Source organism: Streptomyces sp. NPDC091272, assembly GCF_044757485.1.
Taxonomy (GTDB): Bacteria; Actinomycetota; Actinomycetes; order Streptomycetales; family Streptomycetaceae; genus Streptomyces.
In genome coordinates this window covers 224,215-247,037 of sequence record NZ_JBIVVC010000011.1, presented here as the reverse complement: position 1 = coordinate 247,037, position 22,823 = coordinate 224,215, and the positions used below count along the sequence as shown (strand labels likewise).

The following is a 22,823-nucleotide window of genomic DNA, read 5'->3' as shown; positions in this document are numbered from 1 at the left end:
AAGACCATCTTCCTCTGCCTCTCGTAGGTGGCCCGGAGCGGGCCTGTTCCACATATCCGTAATGCGGCGACTTCCGCCCGCACCTGGTGTTTGTGAATCCGTCGTCATGATGGCCCAGCGATTTCGCCACCGCGACCACATTTACGACGCCCCCCGGGACTCCCTCACCAGGAAGCCTTCACTGGGCTCCGAACAGCCCCAGCAGGTCCTTCTTGTCGAACATCCGCGCGGTGTCGACGGCGGAGGGCGTTCCGGCCGAAGGATCGGCCCCGCCCGCCACGAGTACCCGCACCACGGCGTCCTCACCCTTGAAGACGGCGCCCGCGAGCGGTGTCTGCCCCCGGTCGTTGGCACGGTTCGCGTCGGCCCCGCGCGCCAGCAGCGCCTCGACCGCGCCCGCGTGCCCGTGGTACGCCGCGAGCATCACCAGGGTCTGCCCCTGGTCGTTGGTGAGGTTCGGCGAGACCCCCGCGTCGACGTACGCGGCGAGCGCCTCGGCCTCCCCCTGCCGGGCAAGATCGAAAATCTTGGTCGCCAGCTCGACGACCTCGGGGTCCGGAGCTTCGCTCATCGCGGGAAGCCTGCCTTTCTCATGCCGTGACCAGGCACGCACGACCGGAGGGCCGTACGGGTGAATCGTCAGGGTACTGCCCGCCGGGCGACATGACCCGGGCCCCCGACGGCAAAGATCACCGCGAGGACAGCGGGCTCTGCCAGTGCAGTGAAAAGGACGAAAAATAACCCGATTGCACGATTTCCGGCGCGGGTACTTTCTGTGAGCCTGGAAGGACTCATGGTGACTGTCCCCATCGACCAGGAGAACACTCATGATCCTGTCCATCTCGGGTGTCGTGCTGCTCGGCATCATTGTCTTCCTGTTCTTCAGGAAGGACGGACTCAAGGCGTCCCACGCCCTGGTCTGCGCACTCTTCGGCTTCTACCTCGCGGGCACCGCCATCGCCCCGAGCATCAAGGCCGGAGGCGCGAGCCTCGCCAGCCTCTTGGGCGGGATCAAGTTCTGACCCCGCGTTTCCCCACTCTCACCTCAGGAGTCCGACGTGGCCCGGCGCCCCCTCCCCCGCATTCTGAGCAGCAGCAGTGCCTCGGTGGCCCGCAGCCGGGAGCTGGCGCGCACTGCCGCCGACAGCGCCACGGACGTGCTCCATCCGCTCATCACGATCAGCCGCGGTCTGCGCAAGCTCGCCGCGGCCGCTCGGACCAGGTGGTCCGGCACCCCCAAGGAGCGGCGCGGTCCCGCGCTGTTCCTGACGGGCTCCGTCGTCCTGGTGGTCGCTCTCATGCCGTACGGGCCGCTGCTCGCCCTGATCACGGTGATGGCCGCGGCTGCCTGGAAGGGCCGTGACCACGCGCCCGTGCAGACCGGGCCGTCCCCGGAGCAGACGGAGCGTCTGCAGTCCCTCTACGAGGCGCTGGTGCCCTACCTCTCCGTGCCCGAGGACCCCGACCCCCTCTTCGCGTACGGCGGCGAGTGGGACAGGGCCTTCAGCGAGTACGAGTTCGACGGGACCGGCCGCCCGTCCCGGCTGCTGATCCGCTACCCCGCGTACTTCCCCGACGGCGAGGCCCCGTCCCGGGCCCGCATCGAACAGCTGCTGTACGCCAAGTCCGGGCGGGGCCGGGAGTACCGCTTCGACTGGGACGAGGAGGGCAACCAACTGGTCATGACGGTGCTGGACGCGCTGCCCACCACCATCGCCGCCCAGCGCTTCGTCACCGCCCCCGGCGAGACCGTCCTCGGCTTCACCGACGCGGGCGCCGTGCCCCGCACGGTGCCGGTGCAGGGAGCGGGAGGGACGGCCGACGCGACACCGGTGATCTGGCGGACCGGACCACGCTCCGGCGAGCCGCACCTGCTGATCGTCGGCCAGCCCGGCAGCGGCACCACCGGCCTGCTGCGGTCGATCGCCCTGCAGGCCCTGGAGGACGGCGACGTGCTCGTCGCCGAGGGCAGCGGCACCGGCGAGTACGCGTGCCTCACCGGACGCGACGGCGTACTGGCCGTCGAGTGCGGTCTCTCCGGCGCCCTGGCGAGCCTGGAGTGGGCCGCCGCGGAGACCGAGCGGCGGCTGATCTCCGCCAACCTCGCCCGGCAGGCGGGCCGACCCGCCCCGGACGACACCAGGCGTCCGCTGTGGATCCTGCTGGACCGCCCCGGTGTCTTCGGCCACCTGGCCGCCGCCGACGGGCGCACGGACCCGCAGCAGCTGCTCCAGGTGCCGTTGCGGCACGGCCGGGCGGCCAACGTGACGGTGGTGGTGGCCGAACAGTTCGACACACTGGACACCTTGAGCGACTCGGTGCGCGCGCACACCCGCGCGCGGGTGGTGCTCGGGCCGGCCGCGCCCGCCGAGGTGGAGGCCGTCCTCGGCGCCCCGCCGCACACCACCCCGACCGCACACGTCCCGCCGGGGCGGGGCTACGCCCGGCTCGGCGCCGGCCAGGTGATGCGGCTTCAGGTGCCCGCCACTCCCGACCCGTACGACGACGCCACGAGCGAGGAACACCGGCAGGCCGTACTGGCGCTGCTGCCGGAGCGGCCCGTCCCCGTGCAGGACGCCCAGGACGTGCCGGACGGCCAGGACCCGGAGGGCGCGGAGGGCGCGCAGCGCGTCCCCGCCGACCGCGCCCCGGCCCCGGCCCGGAGCGAGGACCGGAATCCGGACCCGGTGCCCGCGGAGAGCTGACCGGCCCACCGGCCGAGACCCTTCACCGCCGAGGCCCGGGCGGTCTCACGCGCCCGGCGCCCCTACGCCGCCGACGTGCACGGAGTCTCGGCCCCCGGCACTCGTCTCCGGCGCCGCCCGGCGCCCCTACGCCGCCGAGGTCCGCGACGTCTCCGCGCCCGGCGCAGCACCGGTCTCCACGAGCCGTGCCGCGGCGGCGAGCCGTACGGCGGCCTCCTCGGCCACCGGGCCGCCCACCGTGAACGGCAGCCGCACATACCCCTCGAAGGCGCCGTCGACACCGAACCTGGGCCCCGAGGGCACCCGTACACCCACCCGCTCGCCCACCGCGGCGATCCGCGACCCCGACAGGCCCCCCGTACGCACCCAGAGGGTGAGCCCGCCACCCGGCACGTCGAACTCCCAGTCCGGCAGTTCCCTGCGCACGGCGGCGACCAGCGCGTCGCGGTTCTCCCGCGCCTGCTCCCGGCGGACCGCGACGGCCTGTTCCCAGCCGCCGGTGCCCATCAGCCAGTTGATGGCCAGCTGTTCGAGGACGGGCGTGCCCAGATCGGCGTAGGCGCGCGCCGAGACCAGACTGCGGATCACCTCGGGGGCGGCCCGCACCCAGCCGATGCGCATGCCCGCCCAGAACGCCTTGCTCGCCGAGCCGACCGTCAGCACGGTGGAGCCCGCCGGGTCGAACGAGCAGACCGGCCGGGGCATCGTCAGGCCCTCGTCCAGGTGCAGTTCGGTCATCGTCTCGTCGACGACCAGGACGGTTCCCGCCGAGCGGGCCGCCTCGACGAGCTCGCGGCGCTGGTCCTCGCCCGCCAGCGCCCCGGTCGGGTTGTGGAAGTCCGCCACGACGTAGGCGAGCCGGGGCGCGGCGTCACGCAGTACCTGCCGCCAGCGCGGCAGGTCCCATCCCGTCAGTCCCTCCGCCATCGCGACGGGCACCAGCCGGGCCCCGGCCTCGCGCATCAGCTGGAGGATGTTGGCGTACGAGGGGGACTCGACGGCGATCCGCTCGCCACGGCCGGCGAAGAGGTGGCAGATCGCGTCCATGGCGCCCATCGCGCCGGTGGTGACCATGATCTGCTCGGGCATGGTGGGGATGCCCCGCGCGGTGTACCGGTCGGCGAGCATCTGCCGTAGCGCGGGCAGCCCGGCCGGGTAGTCGCCGTGGGTGTGCGCGTACGGCGGCAGCTCCTCCAGCGCACCCTGCACGGCGCGGGTGAGCCAGGGCTCGGGGGCCGGCAGGGCGGCCGTACCGAGGTCGATGACGGACCCGAGGGACTCCGGCGGAAGCGGCTCCAGGCCACGGGCGGGCAGCGGATTGCCCGCGGGCACGGCGGTCCAGCTGCCCGCGCCCCTGCGGGACTCCAGGAAGCCTTCCGCGCGCAGGGCCTCGTACGCGGCGGCGACGGTGGTGCGGCTCACCGCGAGGGCCACCGCGAGCTCGCGCTCGGCGGGCAGCCGGGCGGCGACCGGGACGCGGCCCTCCAGCACGAGCAGCCGGATTCCGTCGGCCAGCGAGCGGTAGGCCGGCGGCCTGCGGACGCCCGGGCCCGCGGGGCGGGACTGGGAGCTCAACTGGCGGGCGAGCTGGGCCGCCCCGACCGCCGAAGTCCACTGCACCATGAAATCAGTCCACCTTCCCCGAATTGGCCATGGCTGGCCTGTCCTTACGGGCCACAGAGTGTCATGCGTCGGTCCACCCACACCACACAGGGGGCGCTTCGTGTCCGGGTCATCGCTGTCCACCACCCATCTCTCGCGACGGCTCGGGCAGCTGTACGTGGGACTTGTGCTGTACGGGGTGAGCTCCGCGGTGCTGGTGCGCGCGAACCTCGGCCTGGAGCCCTGGGGCGTGCTGCACCAGGGCCTCGCGGAGCGCACCGGGCTCGCGATCGGGGTGGTCTCCATCATCGTGGGGGCGCTCGTGCTGCTGCTGTGGATCCCGATGCGCCAGCGCCCCGGGCTCGGCACCGTCTCCAACGTGGTGGTGGTCGGCCTGGCCATGGACGGCACCCTGGCCCTGCTGCCGGAGCTGCACTCATTGGGCGCGCGGATCCCCCTGATGGTGGGCGCGATCGTGCTCAACGGGCTCGCGGGCGGGCTGTACATCGCGGCCAGGTTCGGCCCCGGCCCCCGTGACGGCCTGATGACGGGGGCGCACCGGTTGACCGGGCGCTCCATCCGCCTGGTGCGCACGTGCATCGAGCTGGCGGTCGTGGCGACGGGCTTCGTGCTCGGTGGCTCGCTGGGGGTGGGCACCGTCGCGTACGCCCTGTCGATCGGCCCGCTGTCGCAGTTCTTCCTGCGGCTGTTCGCCGTGCCGGAACGCCAGGTGCGCCCGGCGGACGGGCCCGCCGTCGCCCCGCCGCGGGGCCGGGCGATACTTCCCCGGTGAACCACGCACCGCGGCACAGCTATCTGGACCACCCCGGTCCTGTCCTCCCGTTCGCCCACCGCGGCGGGGCGGCCGGCGGCCTGGAGAACACCGCTGCCGCGTTCAGGACCGCCGCCGCAGAGGGCTACCGGTACTTCGAGACCGATGTGCACGCCACGGCGGACGGCAGGCTGGTGGCCTTCCACGACGCGACCCTGGACCGGGTGACGGATGCGCGGGGGCGCATCGCCGACCTGCCGTGGAGCCGGGTGCGCGAGGCGCGGGTGGCTGGCACCGAGCCGCTCGCGCTCTTCGAGGAGCTGCTGGAGGAGTTCCCCGGGGCGCGCTGGAACGTCGACGTCAAGGCGGAGCCCGCCCTGCTCCCCCTCGTCGAGCTGGTACGCAGGACGAACTCGTGGGACCGGATCTGCGTGGGGTCCTTCAGCGAGAGCCGGGTGGCCCGTGCGCAGCGTCTCGCGGGACCGCGCCTGGCCACCTCGTACGGCGTCGGCGGTGTCCTGGCACTGCGGCTGCGCTCGCTCGGCGTCCCGGCGCCCCTGCGGCGCGGTGCGGTGTGCGCCCAGGTGCCCGAGGAGCAGCACGGCATACGCGTGGTGGACGGCCGCTTCGTGCGGACCGCGCACGCGCTGGGCCTCCAGGTCCACGTCTGGACGGTCAACGAGGCGGACCGGATGGCCGCTCTTGCCGATCTTGGCGTGGATGGCATCATGACCGACCAGATCGCCACGCTGCGGTCGGTGCTGACCGAGCGGGGGGCCTGGGCCTGATCCCGGCCCCGCCGCCCGTTCACGCGTCGGCACGGGGACCAACAGGGAGTGCACGTGGCGTCCGGTTCAGCAGCACCGCCAGCGAAGACCCCCGCGGAACGCAGACGGGAACAGCGGGGCTGGTACTTCTACGACTTCGCCTGCTCGGTCTACTCGACGAGCGTGGTGACCGTCTTCCTCGGCCCCTACCTGACCTCGGTGGCCAAGGCCGCCGCCGACGCGGAGGGCTTCGTCCATCCACTGGGCATACCGGTGCGGGCGGGCTCCGTGTTCGCGTACTCGGTGTCCCTCTCGGTGATCGTCGCCGTCGTGCTGATGCCGGTGGTGGGGGCGGTCGCCGACCGCACGGGACGCAAGAAGCCGCTGCTGGCGGCAGCCGCGTACCTGGGGGCCACCGCGACGGCGGGCATGTTCTTCCTGGAGGGCGACCGCTATCTGCTGGGCGCGCTGCTGCTGATCGTCGCCAACGCCTCGCTGTCCGTCTCGATGGCGCTCTACAACGCCTATCTGCCGCAGATCGCCGAACCCCACGAGCGCGACAGGGTCTCCTCCAGGGGATGGGCCTTCGGCTACACCTCGGGCGCACTGGTGCTCGTACTCAATCTTGTGCTCTACACCGGACACGACAGCTTCGGTCTGACCGAGGCGACGGCGGTGCGGATCTGTCTGGCGTCGGCGGGGCTCTGGTGGGGTGCCTTCGCGATCGTCCCGCTGCGGCGGCTGCGGGACCGCGCGGTGGCGACGGACGGGGCCCGGATCGGCATGGGGCAGGGCTGGCGGCAGCTGATCGCCACGCTCAAGGACATGCGCCGGCATCCGCTCACCCTGTCGTTCCTGCTCGCCTATCTGGTCTACAACGACGGCGTCCAGACGGTGATCTCCCAGGCGTCGGTCTACGGCTCCGAGGAGCTGGGGCTCGACCAGACGACCCTCATCGTCGCGATCCTGCTGGTCCAGGTGCTCGCCGTGTTCGGGGCGCTGGGGATGGGACGCCTGGCGCAGCGGTACGGGGCGAAGCGGACCGTGCTCGGCTCCCTCGTGGCGTGGACGGCGACGATCGGGGTGGGCTTCTTCCTGCCGGCCGGCGCGCCCGTCGGCTTCTTCCTGCTCGCCGCGGCGATCGGTCTGGTGCTCGGCGGCAGCCAGGCGCTGTCCCGTTCGCTGTTCTCACACATGGTGCCGCGCGGCAAGGAGGCCGAGTACTTCTCCGCGTACGAGATGAGTGACCGGGGCATGAGCTGGCTGGGACCGTTGGTGTTCGGTCTGGCGTTCCAGCTGACGGGGAGCTACCGGGACGCCATCATCTCTCTGGTGGTCTTTTTCGTGGTGGGATTCATCCTGCTCGCGCGGGTACCCGTGAGGGAGGCCGTCGCGGCGGCGGGAAACCCCGTACCGGAAAGAATTTAGACCTTGAAGTAAAAGGCCGGTAGTGTACGCCTTTGGCTTGCCAGGCGGACCGTTACTGCGCACTTGTGCAGGAAAAAGACTGGGTGACATCTGATGTCAGATGTGACAAAGCGGTCACTGGTGGGTACAACAAGGGGCGGCACGACGGGCGACGCACTGACCCGCAACGGGAATCTTTACCGCCGACCGGACGTTGACCGGATGACGACGACAGCGACAAATACCTGTCCTGTGGGCGACAAGCCCGGGAGGCACGATTCATGAGTGAGCGAGCTCTCCGCGGTACGCGGCTCGTGGTTACCAGCTACGAGACGGACCGCGGCATCGATCTGGCCCCGCGCCAGGCGGTGGAGTACGCATGTGAGAAGGGCCATCGCTTTGAGATGCCCTTCTCCGTGGAAGCGGAAATTCCGCCGGAGTGGGAGTGCAAGGTCTGCGGGACCCAGGCACTCCTGGTGGACGGCGATGGGCCGGAGGAGAAGAAGGGCAAGCCCGCGCGCACGCACTGGGACATGCTCATGGAGCGACGCACCCGTGAGGAACTCGAAGAGGTCCTGGCCGAAAGGCTCGCGGTACTGCGTTCAGGCGCCATGAACATCGCGGTGCATCCGCGGGACAGCCGCAAGTCCGCCTGACGTCCAAGGACGCCCGGCACTGGAGAAGTACAGCGCAAGAGCCGAGGGGCTCCGGCACACCGAGTGTGTGCCGGAGCCCCTCGGCTCTTGTCGTCGCTCCCCCGCCACGTGGTCAGCGGGGGGGGCCTGCCACCGCGCTCACGGAATCAGCGGGGTCCTCGGGCCTTCGTCACGACGCGGCGGGTGGGGCTGTGACGACGGCGCCCCGTCCCGGATGACCTCGCCCTGGACGACCTTTCCGTCCGGCTGGTGGATCCGCGCCTGCTGGAACATGTCCCCCACACTGCCGGGCTGCTGCGCCGCGTTCATCCGGCGCTCCAGGGACACCTGCGTGTACTGCCCGAGCTTCGCGCGCACCGGCGGCAGGAGCACCAGCAGGCCCAGGACGTCCGAGATCAGGCCGGGCAGGATCAGCAGCAGTCCGCCCAGCATCACGAAGCCGTTGCCCGAGCCCTTGCGTCCCTGGGCCTCGGCGGGGTCGTACGCGCCGCCGCCCTGCTGCTGGCGCTGGACGGTCTCGCTGAGGTTCTTGAAGGCGCGCCGCCCCGCCCGCTTGATCACGGCCCCGCCCAGCACGACCCCGCCGACCAGCAGCAGGAAGACGGTCAGACCGCCTGCCGCGCCTGCCACCAGGGTCAGCAGCCAGATTTCCAGAGCCAGCCAGACGGCGATGCCGAGCGGTACGAACGTACGGGCGCGGGAGCGCTTGCGGGCGGTCGTCGGGGCGGGCGGGGGCGGGGTGCCGGTCGTCATGCTCCCAGTGTGCCTGGCAGGGCGCCTGAACGGCGTAAAGAGGGCGTGAGTGACCGCTCGTGGTGGCCCGCGCCCCCGGAAGGCGCTCCGCTCCTGTCGGGGGCTCACGGACGCCGCCAGGGCTCCTGCGGCAGCGGCAGGCTGCCGGCCCGGCTAGAGGGGCTTACGGCCGAGCAGCTTGTTGGCGCGCGTGCCGACCCCCCAGGCGGTGACCCGCCACAGGGCCTCGACCAGGATGTCGTTGCTCATCTTCGACTCGCCGATCTCGCGCTCGACGAAGGTGATCGGCACCTCCACGACGTGGAAGCCCGACTCGACGGCGCGCCGGGCCAGGTCGACCTGGAAGCAGTAGCCCTGCGAGGCGACCTCGTCGAGCCCAAGGCCCTCCAGGGTCTCGGCCCGGAAGGCGCGGTAGCCGCCGGTGACGTCGCGCAGCGGAACCCCCAGCAGCATCCGGGAGTAGAGGCTGCCGCCGCGGGAGATGAACTCGCGGGACTTGGGCCAGTTGACGATCCGGCCGCCCGGCACCCAGCGCGAGCCGAGCACGAGGTCGGCCCCCTTCAGGGCGGTCAGCAGGCGGGGCAGTTCCTCGGGCTGGTGGGAGCCGTCGGCGTCCATCTCGACGAGGACGCCGTAGCCGTGCTCGATGCCCCAGCGGAAGCCCGCCATGTAGGCGGCGCCCAGGCCTTCCTTGCCCTGGCGGTGCATCACGTGGACCTGGTCGTCGACGGCCGCGAGTTCGTCGGCGAGCTTGCCGGTGCCGTCGGGGCTGTTGTCGTCGGCGACGAGGACGTGCGCCTCGGGAACGGCCTCCCGGACCCGGGCGACGATCGGCTTGACGTTCTCGGCCTCGTTGTAGGTCGGAATGATCACCAAAACACTGCCGAGCGGGCCGTAACGCCTCTGACCGCCGTCGTTCACTGATGCCCCTTTTCACGCCCGTACACAGAGGACCACCATAGCGAGCGGGTACGGGGGCGGGGTCGAGGCCCCGGTGGGAAGGTGCCCCGCGATCTGCGGATGGGGGCCCGGCGTCCTTCGGGCCGACCAGGTGCCCGCCGGCTGCGGACATCCTTGCCGTTGTCTACTGAACGCCGGGGCCCTACCCGGGTCGCACCGTCGGCCGGAAAAAACCTTCCCTCGCCCCCGAGGCGCGGGCGCTGAACCTGGTTCCGGGACGTGTGCGCCGTGTGGCGCACCACCCATGACCCAGCGGCGTTCGACGACTGCGTGGAAGGTTTCCGGCCGGACGTTTCGTGGTGGACCCGGCCGAACCTACCCGCCGATGGCCGCTTTCTGTCAACACCCGTGCGACCTGCGGTGTTTGCCGGCGGTTCGCCAAATCACCAGGTCAGTGCCGAGAGGACGAGGCGGGTCGCGGTGGCTCTCGGCGCACCGATCGGCGGTACGCGACCCGCCGGGCGTCACGCGTTCGGCCGTACGAACACCGTGTGCCCGGCGACCACGGTCCGCAGGCAGACCGGGAGTTCGGTGCCGGGGGTGAGGTCCGGCAGCCCCGGCGTGCCCGAGCGGGGATCGGTGGACCAGCGGGCGACCCGGTCGTCCGGCGCCTGGACCACCAGGTCGCCGGTGTGCCAGATCGCGTAGTCGGCGGGCGCGCCCGGGACCAGCGTGCCCGCGTCGTCGCGGCCGACCGCCCGCCAGCCGCCCCGGGTGTGCGCGGTGAAGGCGGCCCGTACGGAGACCCGGTGCGCGGGGGTGCGGTGGAACGCCGCGGCGCGGACGGTGCCCCAGGGGTCGAGCGGGGTGACCGGGCTGTCGGAGCCGAGGGCGAGCGGGATCCCGGCCTTGAGCATGGCGGCGTACTGGTTGAGGGTGCGGGCCCTGTCGACGCCGAGGCGCTGGGCGTACATGCCCTCCTCGCCTCCCCAGGCGGCGTCGAAGGCGGGCTGCACGGAGGCGGTGAGGCCGAGGTCGGCGAAGGCGGTGAGAGTGGCGGGGGTGAGCATCTCGGCGTGCTCGACGCGGTGCCTGGCGGCCCGCACGCGCGGGAGGCCGATCCGGTCGGCGGCGGCCCTGACGCCGTCGGCGACCGCACTCAGGGCGGCGTCGCCGATGGCGTGGAAACCGGCCTGGAGGCCCGCCTCGGTGCACGCGGCGACGTGCGCGGCGATCGCGGCCGCGTCCAGGTGGGCGGCGCCGGTGTGCGGGGCGTCGGCGTACGGCTGGTGCAGACAGGCGGTGTGCGAGCCGAGGGAACCGTCGACGAAGAGGTCACCGGCCGCGCCGACGGCCCCGAGTTCACGGATTCGCCGGGCGTCCTTCGCATTCGCGACCTGTTCTGCCCAGTAGCCGAAGACGCGGGGGCCTGGTTCTTCGGCGGCCAGCTTCAGCAGTCCCGTGAGATCTGCCTCGTCGGAGATCTCGGGCCCCGCGCACTCGTGCACGGTGCCGATGCCGAGCGAGGCGGCGTGGGCGAGCGCGGCGCGCTGGGCGGCGGTCCGCTGGGCCGTACCGATGGCACCGTGCGCGGCGGCCCGTACGGCGTGGTGGGCGGCGCCGGTCAGCGGCTCGTCGGCGGCGTAGCCGCTCAGCCCGGTGATTCCGGGGACGGAGTCCAGCAGGGCGGTGCTGACGACTGCCGAGTGCACGTCGACGCGGGGCAGGTAGAGCGGGCGTCCGCCGGCGGCGGAGTCGAGTTCGGCGCGCGAGGGGTGGCGCTGCTCGGGCCAGCGGGAGGCGTCCCAGCCGCCGCCGAGCAGCACCTCGCCCGTCGGGCGGGCCGCCGCGTGGGCGCGTACGAGAGCGAGCGCCTCGTCCAGGGTGCGGGCCCCTGACAGGTCGAGGCCGGTGAGGGCGAGACCGGTCGACGTGGTGTGCACATGTGCGTCCGTGAACGCGGGGGTGACGAGTGCACCGTCGAGGTCGAGCACCTCGTCGACCCCGCCGGCGAAGGCGTCGGCCGCCCCTTCGGAGCCCACCCACGCGACATGCCCCCGTTCGACGACCATCGCGGTGGCGAAGGGGTCGGCGGGACTGTGGACCTCTCCGCCGCGCAGCAGCACGGTGCGGTCGGAGGGGGTGGCGGGCGAGGAGGGGGAGGTGCGCTCGGTCATGACCACAAGTCTCGCCCAGCGCGCACACCCGTCTCGACCAGGGTCCCCGTGGGTTCGGGTGGGGCGGGTCGGCCCGCCGGCCCGGACGGGGCCAAGGACGCCCGATGCCCGGTCAGACGCGGGGCGGGCGCGCCTCGTACGGGGTGGAGAGGACGACCGTGGTGCGGGTGGAGACTCCCGCGAGGGTACGGATGCGGGAGAGCAGGTGCTCCAGCTCCAGCGGGGTCGCGACGCGCACCTTGAGGATGTAGTTCTCGTCGCCGGCGACGCTGTGACAGGCCTCGATCTCGTCGACGCCCGCGAGCCGGTCCGCGATGTCGTCCGGGGCGCTGGCGTCGAAGGGGGCCACCGAGATGAACGCGGTGAGCGGCAGACCGACCGCCTCGGGGTCCACGACCGCGGCGTACCCACGGATCACTCCGCGCTGTTCGAGCCTGCGGACACGCTGGTGCACCGCCGATGTGGACAGGCCCGTGGCCTTGCCCAGGTCGGTGTAGCTCATCCGCCCGTCCTTGACGAGCAGGTCCACGATCTGACGATCCAACTCCTCCATGGGCCAAGAACCTACAGGGCTAAGGGGTGCACGGTGCACCTGAGCGCCGTGCGTCTTGCCTGGTGAACAACCGGTGCCGGGTGCGCCTCCCCGAGGCGACCGGCACGCGTCTGCGCGGGGCATGTGACGAAGACCACACACCTGTAACCGTGTCCTTCGGCCTTGTGCGGTTATCGCGCAGGCGCGCAGGGAAGTGCTTGGTGTGGTCGAGGCCGCAGCGCCTTGTCGGCCCACCTCTAGGGGGAGAGTCTCCATGCAGAGTTTGAAGCGCACCGGACGTACCCAACCGGAACCCGTCACTGTCGTTTCCTTCGACAGCGGCGAGGACGACGGTTCCGACTCCTGCGACACCTTCGAGATGTACCGGGTGATCTGCCCGGACTGCGCGCAGCCGATCGCGCTGCTCGCGGAGGAGGACGTCCTGCCGGAGCACGCGAAGTGCCCCACCCCGTGGAACCCCTTCGGGCTGACTGCCTGCGCCGGTACGGGGCGTCCCGCGGCCGACGCGAAGCCGGCCGACGAGACGCTGACGGTGCAGGAGCAGGACACCGCACTGCTGCTGACGCTCCCCCAGGGCCTCGACTGGCGGACCCAGCCCTTCTCGCACGTCGGCGGCCCGGGGTCGCGACCGGTGAAGGTCCCGCCGCAGCGCGCGGCGTGACTAGCGCCCCTCGCCGCCCGGTTCGGCCCAGTAGCTGCCTCGTACCATCGCTTCGAGCGACGCCCGGTGCAGGATGAGTGCGTCCGGGTCCTCGGGGATCCGGACCTCGCCGAAGTGCACCTGCCGGTAGGCGATGCGCAGCATGACGACGGCGTGCCGCAGCGCGGCGTAGAGGGTGTGGAACTCCATGTGCCGCGGGGTGTGGCCGGTCAGCCGCGCGTAGCGGCTCTCGATCGCGTCGCGGCGCAGGAAGTCCGGCAGCCCGTCCTGCCCGAAGGTGACCGTGAGGTCCTGGAAGAAGCGGTGCAGGTAGACCGTCCAGCCGAGGTCCAGCTCGCGGGGGCCCAGGGCGGCCATCTCCCAGTCGAGCACGGCGGCGGGGACGAACCCGTCGTAGACGATGTTGCCGATCCGGGCGTCGCCCCAGCACAGGACGGGCTCGCCCTCGTCGTCGGGCCAGTGCGCGTCGAGCCAGTCGAAGGACTCCTCGATGAGGGGCGAGCGGGGCAGGCCGTCAACGACCCATGCGTAGTAGTCCCGTTGCGCCGCCACGTGCCGGCGCAGCGGTGACCCCGCGCCGTCGGGGAGCAGGAACTCCGCCTCCTTTGCGGGGAACTGGTCGTGCAGCCGGGCGAGGATCGCGATGCTGGCGGCCTCGAGTCCCGCGCGCTCGCCGTCGGTCGCCGCGTGCAGCCAGTTGCCCTCGTACGTGTAAGGCATGACGTCGGGCGGCACGCGGCCCTCGGCGCGCGCCATCACGAAGAAGGGCGCGCCGAGCGGGCCGGGGTCCTCCTCCAGCCACAGGACGCGCGGCACCGGCAGGTCGGTGTGGGCGGCGACGAGGCTCATCACCCGGTGCTGGCGGGCCATGTCGTACACGGGGAAGACGGTGTACGCGGCGGGGTCGGCGGCCAGCCGCAGGGCGCAGCCGGTGACCGGGGCCTCGGGGTGGTCCAGGTCGAGGAGCAGGGTCTCGCTCGACATGCCGTTGGAACCGGGGACGCGGACACCGGTGACACGTGCACCCGGAAGCCGGGTGTCCAGCCACGCGGTGAGCCGGCGGCCCAGTTCCTCGGGATCGCGGGTGGTGGTGCGGGGGCGGGGTGCGGTGGCCATGTCCGTACTCCTCCATGGGGGCGTGATGGATCGCGGTCCCGGTCAGGGCGCTGTGGACTCGTAACCGGTGAAGCCGCTCGGGTCGTGGCGGCCGAAGGTGCCGTGCTCGAAGATCCCGTAGCCGGTCCGCCCGTCGAGCGTGAAGCGGGCGGCGTGGTCGATGACGCCGTACGCGGCCATGGGGTGGGCCGACGGGTCGGACAGGTCGTAGGCACGGCGGTCCGTCCAGCCGCGGCCCTGCCAGCTGCCGTGCTGCCAGTCCGCGGCGGGCGGGTAGCCCGCGCCGACGGCGAGCGGTGAGGAGGCGAGGATCTCGACGCCCAGTTCGAGGGGTTTGCGGGCCGGGTCGACGAGGTGCACGACGGCGCGCTCGGGGTGGCGGGTGCCGGAACGGTAGGTGATGTCGGTGTGCGGCCAGCCGAGTTGGACGTCGTGCGTACCGTTGCGGACGAGCAGGGCCTCGTTGAGGTTGCGGCGGCCTTCGGCGTCCTCCTGGGCGATCACCATCACGAAGCGGTCGTCGAACCTGGCCGGTATCCAGAGCCAGTGGAAGCCCTCAGGGCGCAGCTCGGCGGCGGCCCGCCCGCCGTCCTCGCCGGGTATCGGGCGCACCCCCCAGCTGCGGTCGCGGGTTCCGGTCCACTCCCCCGCCACGACGGCGATCTGCTCCCCGCCGACACGGATCATGCCGCTGCAGCCGCCCGCCTGGACGAAACGGCGGCCTTCGAGCATCAACCGGTCGCCGCGGTACTGGACGTGGTGGGGCTCCCAGACGGCCGGGAAGTCCGCGGTCCAACTGATCTCGTACGAGAGCGAGTCGGGGTCGCCGGGGTCGGTGTCGCAGCTGAGGGTGAAGCGGCGCAGCGGCTCGTCGACCGTGATGCGCAGAGGACCCACCGAGAGGTTCATCCGGTCGTCGGTGAGGGCGTCGGACGCGCGTACGGCGTGCAGGGTGTCGCCGATGCGGAGGGTCGCATAGGCGTCGATGACACCGGTGTTGGGGTAGACGCCGAGGCCGGCGACGAGGAGGGCGCGTCCGGTGTGGTCCACGAGGTGGAAGATGCAGCGGTCGTAGGCGTTCCGGTCGCCGGTGACGACGTGCTTCATCGACAACGGGGCCTGGTGGACGGGGTATTCGTCGAGGGCGACGGGACGGTCGTCGTCGGGCACGGGGCCTCCTGGCGGGAGTGGCGTGGGGTGGGGTGGGGTGACGCGGGGCGGGCGCGGGGCCGTGCGTCTTGTTGCGGGGCGGCTTGCTGCGGGGCACGGAAGGGGTGGGGCGCGGAGGGTGCGGCTCGGCGACTTGCTGACGGTACGTCAGGAATTGGGGTGAGGGCCAGAGTTGTGCGGGCAGGTGGTGCCGGTCGGGGCTGTGGTACGGGTCTGCGGTGCCGGCGGGGCTGCGGCGCGGGGCTGCGGTGCGGCGCGGGGCTGCGGGTGATGCGGGGCTGCGGGTGGTGCGGGGCTGCGGTGCCGGCGGGGCTGCGGTGCGGCGCGGGGCTGTGGGTGGTGCGGGTTGCCTGCGGCGCATGCCCCTCCCCGCCCCTTCCCGAAACTGCTCGCCGCAGGGCGGGGCACCGCCGGGGCCGGTGGGGGCGGGGGTCCGGGCTGCGCCCGGTGCACGGCTGCGCCGCGCGTCCTCAAACGCCGGACGGGCTGAGCTTGCCCTCCGTGCGGCATTCGCGGGTGCGCGGTGTTCTCAGCGGGACTCCGGGCCCGCCAGGTGGCGGGCGATCACCATGCGCTGGATCTGGTTCGTGCCCTCCACGATCTGGAGCACCTTCGCCTCGCGCATCAGCCGTTCGACCGGGAAGTCGAGCGTGTAGCCGTACCCGCCGAGCACCTGCACCGCGTCCGTGGTGACCTTCATCGCCGCGTCCGTGCAGTAGAGCTTCGCCATCGCGGCCTGCCGCGTGAAGGGGCGGCCGGCGTCCCGCAGCCGTGCCGCCGCCAGGTAGAGCGCCCGACCCGCCTCGATCTGGGTGGCCATGTCGGCCAGCATGAAGCGCAGCCCCTGGAAGTCGGCGATGGGGCGGCCGAACTGCCGGCGCCCGGTCGCGTAGGAGAGTGCTTCGCCGAGGGCCGCCTGGGCGACACCCACCGCACAGGCCGCGATGCCGAGGCGGCCGGAGTCGAGGGCGGACAGCGCGATGGCGAAGCCCTGGCCCTCCTCGCCGATACGTCGCGCGTCGGGCACCCGTACGCCGTCGAAGTGCAGTTGCGCGGTGGGCGAGCCCTTCATGCCCATCTTCCTCTCGGGGGCCGCCGCGCTCAGGCCCTCCGCGTCGCCCGGTACGAGGAAGGCGGTGATGCCGCGCGCTCCCTCGGCGCCCGTGCGGGCCAGGACCGTGCAGAAGTCGGCGATGCCCCCGTGGGTGATCCACGCCTTGGTACCCGTGATCACCCAGTCCTGCGAGGCGCCCGCCCGGTCCCGGACGGCTTTCGTACGGAGCGAGGCGGCGTCCGAGCCGGACGTGGGCTCCGAGAGGCAGTAGGCGCCGAGGAGCCCGCCGCCGAGCATCGCGGGCAGGTGGGCGGCCTGCTGCTCCTTGGTGCCGTACCCGGCGAGCGCGTGGCAGGCGAGAGTGTGCACGCTGACGCCCAGGCCGACGGTCAGGCGGGCCGCGGCGAGCTCTTCGAGGACCTGGAGGTAGACCTCGTACGGCTGGTCGCCGCCGCCGTACTCGGAGTCGTACGGCAGGCCGAGCAGTCCCGAGTCGGACAGGAGCGTGAAGACCTCGCGGGGAAAGTGCCCCGCTTCCTCCTCGGCGGCGGCCCGCGGAGCGATCTCCCGCTGGGTCATGTCGCGTACGAGCGCGAGCAGGTCGCGGGACTCCTCGGTGGGCAGCTGTCGTTCCACCGGCTGCGGGGCGTCGGGCATCGCGGCGCTCTCCTGACTGCTCGGGCCCTGTCGGGCGCGGCGGCGGGCGCACGCGCAGGGTGTGGCGGCGCCGCCGGGTGTCTGGTGTCCAGCCTGGGGCACGGTTCCGGGTTACGGAAGCGGACTGGCCGGGGCCGGGGCGGCCGAGTATGCCCGATCGAGGCTGTCCCGTCGCCGGTCATGAGGCGTCGCCCCCCTGTGTCCGCGTCGCCGCGGCAGGCGTCGCGCTACGCGTCGTCCGTCGTGTCGTCGAGGTGCGGGGCCGGGCACTCCGGCACCAGTGCGGCCACCGTGTCCAGCGTCGCGCGCAGCAACCGTACGACCAGTTCGCAGACCTCCTCCTGCGCCGGCTCCCCCGTGTCGATCCAGTCGAGGGTGATGCCCTCCACGCCCGTCATCCAGCCGAGCAGTGCCAGCCTGGCCGTCGGCGGGATGTCGGTGCGCCCGTACGCCCCCTCGGCGAGGGTGGTGATCAGTTGCTCGCGCACGGTGTCGCGGATCTTCTGGACCTCGATGTCGAAGCCGACGCCTCCGGTGACGATGGTCCGGTACGCCGCCTGGTGGTGCCGTGCGTAGTGCAGGAAGCCGTCGACGGTGCGCCGCACCCGCTGCCCGCGTGGCAGTTCGCGATGGCTGCCCGCGCGCGCGACGAGGTCGGCGACGGACTCCTCCACGACGGCCAGGTAGTAGCCGCGCTTGTTGGCGAAGTAGTAGTAGATCAGCCCCTTGGCGACGCCCGCGTGGCGTGCGATGTCATCCATCGACAGCGCGTCGTACGAGGTGTCGGCGAACAACTTCCGCCCGGTCACTATGAGTTCGGCTCTGCGCGCCTGCGATTTGCCGGTCGCGCCGCGCTGTTGACTCTTATTCAAATTAGGCCCTAGTCTCCCAGTCCGGAAGGATGGCCGCAGTATTCCACGGGCCTCCCTCCGCTTCTCATGCACTTCCCCTGCGCAATTTCGCGACGTACGGGAGGAACAGGTGAGCGCAGCAAAGAGGCCGCCGAAGCAACTGCCCCCGGAGGGCAGGACGGGCTGGCGCAGAACCGCGGTGACGGCGGTGCCGGCCGTTCTCGCGGTCGCGGCCATGGCGGCGATGATGGGCCAGGGCGCGCTCGCCGCGTCGTTCGCCGTGTCGGGCACCAGCTTCCAGGTCGCCTCCGGCAAGCTGACCAGCAACGGCCTGTCGTCGTACGTGCAGACCGACCGGTCCGTGGACGGCAAGGGGCACCCGGTGGCCCTGCTCGGCATCGGAGACGCCAGGCTCTCGGACATCTGTCAGTCCGCGGAGGTCGAGACACCGCTGGGCACCGTGGTGTTCAAGCTGACGGCGGGCGGCGAGGCTGGCGAGGTCACCGCCAGCAGCCTGATCATCGACGGCGAGGACCTGACGGGTGACGCCCGCTTCGGCACCGCCCAGATCGGCCGGGACGCCTCCACCCTGGACGCGGTGCCGGGCGTCAAGGGAGAGCCCGGCAAGTTCGGGCTCCAGGCCGGGGACATCGAGGTCGCCGGGGTACGGTCGCACGCCTGGTCGGCGACCGGCGGGAACTTCCGGCTCAAGGGCCTGAAGCTCGCGGTGAGCCTGGACGGCAAGCAGTGCTTCTGAACCGGGACGAGGGCGGGAGCCCGCGCCGGGGCCGGAACCTGAGCAGGGACAAGCACCGAGGCAGGCTCCCGGGCCGGGGCGGTGACCTGGACGGAGGGGTGCACCGGGGCGGACTCGCGGGCCGGGGCGAGGGGCCGGGGCCGGGCCGCCGGTCCGGGCCACGACCAGGCCAGCGGACCCGGCCACGATCAGGCCGGCGATTTGGGCCACGATCGGGCCGGAGGGCCGGGCCAGGGCCGGGCCGCCGGTCCGGGCCACGATCGGGCCGGGGGGCCGGGCCACGACCAGGCCAGCGGACCCGGCCACGATCACGCCGGAGGGCCGGATCCCGGCGGCCGGTCGAAGCCGGTCCTCCTGCGCAAGGGATGGCTCGACGAACGGCTGCCCTGGCCCGAGCGGCGCCGGCAGTTCCGGTCCTGGCGGCGACGCCGGCCGTTCTGGGCGGGGCTGCTGTTGGCGCTGGCCGGCGCCGAGCTGCTGCTCGTGCCGCTCTCGCCGCTGACGATCCTGGTGAGTCTCGGCCTCGGCGGGCTCGCCGCGCTCGGTATCGGGCTCGCCCTGATGGCGGCGGCCCTCTTCCTGTGGTTCCTGCCGCACACCCGGCACTACGTCAGTATCAACGCGCTGATTCTCTCGGTGCTCTCGTTCGCGGCGACGAACCTGGGCGGTTTCCTGGTGGGCACCATGCTGGGGATCGCGGGCAGCGCGATGGGTTTCGGGTGGTCGCCGCTGCCGGAACCCGGCGCACCGGACGCGGAGCCGGATGACGGGCGGCGCCGGGCTCCGACCGTCCGGGAGCACCAGGGCCCGCGCACCCTCGCCCTGGCGTTGCCCGTCGTCCTGCTGGTCGCGATCGCCGGGCCCGTGCACCGGGCCGAGGCCGCGGCGGCGGTGCCCACCGCCCCTCGGACCCCTCCGACGGTCACCACGACCCGCTTCGCCCCCGACGGCTTCCTGATCGCCGGGGTGAAAGAGGTGCAGACCATTGACGGCCCGCTCAAGGTGATGGTCCTGAGGATGAAGGCCGCCTCCCTCTCCGACTACCGGCTGCGGACCCGCGACGGCCGCGACGAACTCGCGCTGGGCGCGGACACCCTGGATCTCAGCGGCAACGTCACCCTCTACCTCACCCGGTTCAGCGGGTGCCTGGAGGGGCTGATCTGTCTGACCTTCACCCCGGACGGGCTGCCGGTGCCCCCGGTGGTGCCGCCCTTCGTCTTCATGACCGACGTCACTGCCGAACAGGCGCTGGTCACCTCGGACTCGATCGTCACCAACGGTCTGACGCTCGGGGCGTCCGGAGGTTCCTGAGACCGCCGTACCTGCCGGTACCCGCCGGCGGGCACCAGGGATCACCGGATTACAGGCCGCAGGGGCAGGTCACAGCAGGCCCGCTCCCGTGACGAACATCGCCACGACGACCACCAGGGCCCAGCCGAGCACGTGTTCCAGGAGCTTGGGCCCGTCGAAGTCGTCGTCCGGGCCGCCGGTACGGGCACGGACGCGGGCGGACAGGGCGGCGGAGGCAGCAGTCATCGGATCTCGCAGTGCAGGAGGAAAGCGGAACGGATCCCTCCACAGTGCCAGCGGGCCCGGCCCCGGAACAGATGACGTTCATCACTGCCCAGGGGCCGGAACGCGCCCTCAGCGGACGCCGACGGCCTCAAGGGCCTTGCGCTGCGCGGGTGTCGCGCGCACCGGCCAGAACAGGTAGCAGACGCCCCCTGTGCCGGAGGCCACTTTCCCGCTCGCGTTGTACCGCTTGGTACGCAACCAGATGTTCTCCCACTCCCGCCGCCGGTAGACGCGGCGGACGGCCTCGTTGCTGGGGGCCGCCGGGTCGTTCGCGATCACGTCGCCGTCGGCGGTGAAGCCGATGACGGTCATCAGGTGGCCCGCGGTGCCGTAGCCCGCGCCGGTCAGCTCCTCCTTGAGGAACGACTGCGACGTTATGGCCGGGATGCCCGCCCGGACGAGCACCTCCAGCTGGTCCAGCGTTTCCAGCCGGGTGACCACCGCGTTCATGTCCCGGTACGTCGCCGCGTACGCCGTGTTGAAGGGCCAGTTGCCGCAGCCCTGGTACTGGTGGTCGTAGGTCTGCCGGGCCGCGTGGCAGACCTGGGGATCGGCGTACGCGGGGTCGACCCAGGCCAGTTCCTCGGGGGTGGGCCCGCGCCCCCAGTACTCCAGGATCATGGTCGACGAGGTCGGGCTGCACCACGCCTCTCCCCCGTTGTCGTACTCCGGGTACTGCCCCTTGTGGATCTCCTGCGAATGGCGCGGCACCCGCAGTTCGTGGGGGCGACCGGGCTCGGAGGCGGGGACGGTGAACCTGTCCGGCACGTCGGACGCCATCGCGCCGAGGCGCCACACGGTGGGCGTACGGCGGCTGCCCGGCGTCCGGTGCAGGACGAGCCGCAGCTGGTAGCCCGTGAGCCGGGTGCCGGACGCCGGGTCGTCGACCGCGAGGGTGTCGGTGTAGACGCTGCTGCGGCCGTCGCCCTGCCCGTCGACGGAGGTGCGCCGGATGTCGCTCTCCCCCGCGGCCCAGCGGCCCATCACGTACCAGGGGGTGCGCGAACCGTCGGCGTACGCGGCGGAAAGCTCGACGGCGATCCAGGTGCCGGGCGGGGTGTCGGCGTTCCAGGACGCGATGATCTCGGTGGCGGGCACGCGGCTGCAGTGCAGCGGCGAGGTCCACACCGCGTACTCGTAGCTGGCGGTGCGCCCCGTGTGCGGGTCGCGGTAGGGGGCCACCCCGTCGGGTGCCCCGATGACGAGCCCGGGGCGGGGCCCGCCGACGGCACGGGTGCCGGGGCCAGTGCCGCAGCGCCAGTCCGTGTACGTCGTCCAGAAGTGGTTGTCCACGGCTCCGGCCCCCTCGGGAGGAGGGGCGGAGGCGGAGGATGAGGCGGACACGGCCGCGGATTCGGACGCGCCCGCAGGTCGTGGCGCGGGCTCGGCGGCGGCTGCCGGCAGCACCGGTGCGGCGGCGGCCGCGAGGGCGGCGGTCAGTACGGTCCGGCGAGCGGCGGGCGGCAGATCGGGTCTGGTCACGGTGGAGGACCCCCAGTCGGATGGCGGATGAGCACGGTCCGGGCAGGCGGTATGGCTACCCCGCCGGAGCCGGTGGCACCCCGAACCCGCCCCATACTGCGACCGGCCGGCCCCCGACCCGCGACGGCACGCGGGCCACGCCCGCCAATCGGCTCCCGGGGACGGGGGTCGCAGACAGCGGGGACCGCCCATCACCCTCGCCCATACCCGCACCCGGCACCGGGCACCCCGCACCCCGCGCCCCGTCTAGGGTGGCCGCAATGAACAGCGCCGCCCCTCCCGACTCCCTCGTCCCTCTCGCCGCGCGGCTCCGTGCCCTGCCGCCGTCCTGCGGTCCGGTGCGGCTGATCGCCGTGGACGGTCACGCGGGCTCCGGCAAGAGCACCTTCGCCGGGCACCTCGCGGACGCGCTCGGCGGGGCTCCCGTGCTGCACCTGGACGACCTGGCGAGCCATGAGGAATTGTTCGCCTGGACGGACCGGCTGTGCACACAGGTCACCGGACCGCTGTCGCGGGGCGAGCGTGCGCGGTACGCGCCGTACGACTGGACGCTCCGCCGCTTCGGCCCCCAGCGGTACGAGCTGCCGCCCGCCCCCGTCGTCCTGGTGGAGGGGGTGGGGGCGGGCCGCCGCGCGCTGCGCCCCGTTCTCGCGCACCTGCTCTGGATGGATCTGGACGCCGATCGGTCCTGGCGGCGCGGCCGGGAGCGGGACGGAACCGAGCAGTCCGCCTTCTGGGACGGCTGGACGAGGGCCGAGACGGAACACTTCTCCGCGGATCCCTCGCGCCCGTTCGCCGACACCCTGGTACGGCAGTTGCAGGAGGGCTACGAGTGGCGGCAGGGCGCTCACGCGACCGCGTGAGCACACCACTCCGTCACCGACCGTGACCGCTCACCCCGGACTTGCGGAACGTGCCGAAAAGCGCCCCCGCGAGTGCCCCAACTCCGCTTGACCCGGGGGGCGTACAGGTCTTACGTTCTCAATGTGCGGCTTTCCGGAGTCGCCCGCAGACACGAAGCCCCCGGTTGTTCCCCCGTGACCGGGGGCTTCGTTCTGCCCTTACCGGTCATTCCGGAGCGCACATTGACCCTCTTCGCTCACCCAGGGTCACCAACCGTGCAGGCCTCGCGCCACCCTTATTTCCCTCTCCCTGCCCAGGTACGATGCCCTTCGGTGCGGTCAATTCCCGTCCGGGACACAGCGGTT

Annotated in this window: 22 protein-coding genes; 10 read left to right on the top strand and 12 right to left on the bottom strand. The window is 72.5% G+C overall.

Annotated features, from left to right (window positions below):
* Positions 1 to 178 precede the first annotated feature (178 nt).
* Positions 179 to 571: an ankyrin repeat domain-containing protein gene (locus tag ACIQM4_RS27500; protein WP_401596790.1), complete on the bottom strand. Its 393-nt coding sequence runs from the start codon at positions 569 to 571 to the stop codon at positions 179 to 181.
* Positions 572 to 827: 256 nt separating this feature from the next.
* On the opposite strand from ACIQM4_RS27500, the gene ACIQM4_RS27495 reads away from it, so the two are divergent.
* On the top strand, positions 828 to 1,022 hold the full coding sequence (locus ACIQM4_RS27495; protein WP_018534760.1) for a hypothetical protein: 195 nt from the start codon (positions 828 to 830) through the stop codon (positions 1,020 to 1,022).
* A gap of 36 nt (positions 1,023 to 1,058) precedes the next feature.
* Positions 1,059 to 2,705, top strand: coding sequence for a hypothetical protein (locus tag ACIQM4_RS27490; RefSeq protein ID WP_401596787.1), 1,647 nt, complete (start codon positions 1,059 to 1,061; stop codon positions 2,703 to 2,705).
* Between the two features lie 126 nt (positions 2,706 to 2,831).
* Here ACIQM4_RS27490 and ACIQM4_RS27485 read toward each other — a convergent pair whose 3' ends face one another.
* On the bottom strand, positions 2,832 to 4,328 hold the full coding sequence (locus ACIQM4_RS27485) for a PLP-dependent aminotransferase family protein (protein WP_401596785.1): 1,497 nt from the start codon (positions 4,326 to 4,328) through the stop codon (positions 2,832 to 2,834).
* Between the two features lie 100 nt (positions 4,329 to 4,428).
* Between ACIQM4_RS27485 and ACIQM4_RS27480 the strand changes: the two genes are divergently transcribed.
* The 4 genes from ACIQM4_RS27480 to ACIQM4_RS27465 all read left to right on the top strand — a co-directional run bounded on the left by ACIQM4_RS27480 (position 4,429) and on the right by ACIQM4_RS27465 (position 7,909).
* Positions 4,429 to 5,100, top strand: a complete 672-nt coding sequence (locus ACIQM4_RS27480; protein WP_401596782.1) for a YitT family protein — start codon at positions 4,429 to 4,431, stop codon at positions 5,098 to 5,100.
* Positions 5,097 to 5,867 carry a glycerophosphodiester phosphodiesterase family protein gene (locus tag ACIQM4_RS27475; protein WP_401596780.1) on the top strand — a complete coding sequence of 257 codons (771 nt, stop codon included), beginning with the start codon at positions 5,097 to 5,099 and terminating at the stop codon, positions 5,865 to 5,867. The genes ACIQM4_RS27480 and ACIQM4_RS27475 overlap by 4 nt, the downstream gene beginning before the upstream one ends.
* Before the next feature lie 48 nt (positions 5,868 to 5,915).
* Complete coding sequence (locus ACIQM4_RS27470) at positions 5,916 to 7,274, top strand: MFS transporter (RefSeq protein ID WP_401596777.1); 1,359 nt, start codon at positions 5,916 to 5,918, stop codon at positions 7,272 to 7,274.
* A 260-nt stretch (positions 7,275 to 7,534) separates the two neighbouring features.
* Positions 7,535 to 7,909, top strand: coding sequence for an RNA polymerase-binding protein RbpA (locus ACIQM4_RS27465; RefSeq protein WP_142215978.1), 375 nt, complete (start codon positions 7,535 to 7,537; stop codon positions 7,907 to 7,909).
* A 138-nt stretch (positions 7,910 to 8,047) separates the two neighbouring features.
* On the opposite strand, the gene fxsA is transcribed toward ACIQM4_RS27465, so the two are convergent.
* The 4 genes from fxsA to ACIQM4_RS27445 form a co-directional block, all read right to left on the bottom strand.
* Positions 8,048 to 8,662, bottom strand: a complete 615-nt coding sequence (gene fxsA / locus ACIQM4_RS27460; protein WP_401596773.1) for an FxsA family membrane protein — start codon at positions 8,660 to 8,662, stop codon at positions 8,048 to 8,050.
* A 153-nt stretch (positions 8,663 to 8,815) separates the two neighbouring features.
* Positions 8,816 to 9,583, bottom strand: coding sequence for a polyprenol monophosphomannose synthase (locus ACIQM4_RS27455; RefSeq protein ID WP_401596771.1), 768 nt, complete (start codon positions 9,581 to 9,583; stop codon positions 8,816 to 8,818).
* Between the two features lie 503 nt (positions 9,584 to 10,086).
* The gene (locus tag ACIQM4_RS27450) at positions 10,087 to 11,739 is read right to left on the bottom strand and encodes an amidohydrolase (protein ID WP_401596769.1); all 1,653 of its coding nucleotides are present in this window, start codon (positions 11,737 to 11,739) and stop codon (positions 10,087 to 10,089) included.
* Between the two features lie 112 nt (positions 11,740 to 11,851).
* On the bottom strand, positions 11,852 to 12,292 hold the full coding sequence (locus tag ACIQM4_RS27445) for an Lrp/AsnC family transcriptional regulator (RefSeq protein ID WP_401596766.1): 441 nt from the start codon (positions 12,290 to 12,292) through the stop codon (positions 11,852 to 11,854).
* A gap of 253 nt (positions 12,293 to 12,545) precedes the next feature.
* Here ACIQM4_RS27445 and ACIQM4_RS27440 point away from each other — a divergent pair, with 253 nt between their 5' ends.
* On the top strand, positions 12,546 to 12,953 hold the full coding sequence (locus tag ACIQM4_RS27440) for a hypothetical protein (RefSeq protein ID WP_401596763.1): 408 nt from the start codon (positions 12,546 to 12,548) through the stop codon (positions 12,951 to 12,953).
* On the opposite strand, the gene ACIQM4_RS27435 is transcribed toward ACIQM4_RS27440, so the two are convergent.
* From ACIQM4_RS27435 to ACIQM4_RS27420, 4 genes are all read right to left on the bottom strand, one after another.
* Complete coding sequence (locus ACIQM4_RS27435; RefSeq protein WP_401596760.1) at positions 12,954 to 14,069, bottom strand: phosphotransferase family protein; 1,116 nt, start codon at positions 14,067 to 14,069, stop codon at positions 12,954 to 12,956.
* A gap of 42 nt (positions 14,070 to 14,111) precedes the next feature.
* Positions 14,112 to 15,176, bottom strand: coding sequence for a hypothetical protein (locus ACIQM4_RS27430; RefSeq protein ID WP_401596895.1), 1,065 nt, complete (start codon positions 15,174 to 15,176; stop codon positions 14,112 to 14,114).
* Between the two features lie 592 nt (positions 15,177 to 15,768).
* Complete coding sequence (locus ACIQM4_RS27425) at positions 15,769 to 16,950, bottom strand: acyl-CoA dehydrogenase family protein (RefSeq protein ID WP_401596757.1); 1,182 nt, start codon at positions 16,948 to 16,950, stop codon at positions 15,769 to 15,771.
* Positions 16,951 to 17,177: 227 nt separating this feature from the next.
* Complete coding sequence (locus ACIQM4_RS27420; RefSeq protein WP_401596754.1) at positions 17,178 to 17,822, bottom strand: TetR/AcrR family transcriptional regulator; 645 nt, start codon at positions 17,820 to 17,822, stop codon at positions 17,178 to 17,180.
* 109 nt (positions 17,823 to 17,931) lie between these two features.
* On the opposite strand from ACIQM4_RS27420, the gene ACIQM4_RS27415 reads away from it, so the two are divergent.
* Both ACIQM4_RS27415 and ACIQM4_RS27410 read left to right on the top strand, forming a co-directional pair.
* Positions 17,932 to 18,558, top strand: a complete 627-nt coding sequence (locus tag ACIQM4_RS27415; RefSeq protein WP_401596751.1) for a DUF6230 family protein — start codon at positions 17,932 to 17,934, stop codon at positions 18,556 to 18,558.
* A gap of 201 nt (positions 18,559 to 18,759) precedes the next feature.
* The gene (locus ACIQM4_RS27410) at positions 18,760 to 19,869 is read left to right on the top strand and encodes a DUF6114 domain-containing protein (RefSeq protein ID WP_401596748.1); all 1,110 of its coding nucleotides are present in this window, start codon (positions 18,760 to 18,762) and stop codon (positions 19,867 to 19,869) included.
* Positions 19,870 to 19,938: 69 nt separating this feature from the next.
* Here the strand turns inward: ACIQM4_RS27410 and ACIQM4_RS27405 are convergent, their stop codons facing one another.
* Both ACIQM4_RS27405 and ACIQM4_RS27400 read right to left on the bottom strand, forming a co-directional pair.
* Positions 19,939 to 20,094 carry an SCO1431 family membrane protein gene (locus ACIQM4_RS27405; protein ID WP_401596745.1) on the bottom strand — a complete coding sequence of 52 codons (156 nt, stop codon included), beginning with the start codon at positions 20,092 to 20,094 and terminating at the stop codon, positions 19,939 to 19,941.
* Between the two features lie 108 nt (positions 20,095 to 20,202).
* Entirely contained in the window at positions 20,203 to 21,615 is a 1,413-nt protein-coding gene (locus ACIQM4_RS27400) for a peptidase C39 family protein (RefSeq protein WP_401596743.1), read from the bottom strand.
* A gap of 260 nt (positions 21,616 to 21,875) precedes the next feature.
* Here ACIQM4_RS27400 and ACIQM4_RS27395 point away from each other — a divergent pair, with 260 nt between their 5' ends.
* Entirely contained in the window at positions 21,876 to 22,478 is a 603-nt protein-coding gene (locus ACIQM4_RS27395; RefSeq protein WP_401596740.1) for a uridine kinase, read from the top strand.
* Positions 22,479 to 22,823: the final 345 nt, after the last annotated feature.

Coding starts and splice junctions, on each gene's coding strand:
- ACIQM4_RS27500 (WP_401596790.1), bottom strand. CDS start 571: ATGAGCGAAGCTCCGGACCCCGAGGTCGTCGAGCTGGCGACCAAGATT.
- ACIQM4_RS27495 (WP_018534760.1), top strand. CDS start 828: ATGATCCTGTCCATCTCGGGTGTCGTGCTGCTCGGCATCATTGTCTTC.
- ACIQM4_RS27485 (WP_401596785.1), bottom strand. CDS start 4,328: ATGGTGCAGTGGACTTCGGCGGTCGGGGCGGCCCAGCTCGCCCGCCAG.
- ACIQM4_RS27465 (WP_142215978.1), top strand. CDS start 7,535: ATGAGTGAGCGAGCTCTCCGCGGTACGCGGCTCGTGGTTACCAGCTAC.
- fxsA (WP_401596773.1), bottom strand. CDS start 8,662: ATGACGACCGGCACCCCGCCCCCGCCCGCCCCGACGACCGCCCGCAAG.
- ACIQM4_RS27450 (WP_401596769.1), bottom strand. CDS start 11,739: ATGACCGAGCGCACCTCCCCCTCCTCGCCCGCCACCCCCTCCGACCGC.
- ACIQM4_RS27445 (WP_401596766.1), bottom strand. CDS start 12,292: ATGGAGGAGTTGGATCGTCAGATCGTGGACCTGCTCGTCAAGGACGGG.
- ACIQM4_RS27440 (WP_401596763.1), top strand. CDS start 12,546: ATGCAGAGTTTGAAGCGCACCGGACGTACCCAACCGGAACCCGTCACT.
- ACIQM4_RS27435 (WP_401596760.1), bottom strand. CDS start 14,069: ATGGCCACCGCACCCCGCCCCCGCACCACCACCCGCGATCCCGAGGAA.
- ACIQM4_RS27430 (WP_401596895.1), bottom strand. CDS start 15,176: ATGAAGCACGTCGTCACCGGCGACCGGAACGCCTACGACCGCTGCATC.
- ACIQM4_RS27425 (WP_401596757.1), bottom strand. CDS start 16,950: ATGCCCGACGCCCCGCAGCCGGTGGAACGACAGCTGCCCACCGAGGAG.
- ACIQM4_RS27405 (WP_401596745.1), bottom strand. CDS start 20,094: ATGACTGCTGCCTCCGCCGCCCTGTCCGCCCGCGTCCGTGCCCGTACC.
- ACIQM4_RS27395 (WP_401596740.1), top strand. CDS start 21,876: ATGAACAGCGCCGCCCCTCCCGACTCCCTCGTCCCTCTCGCCGCGCGG.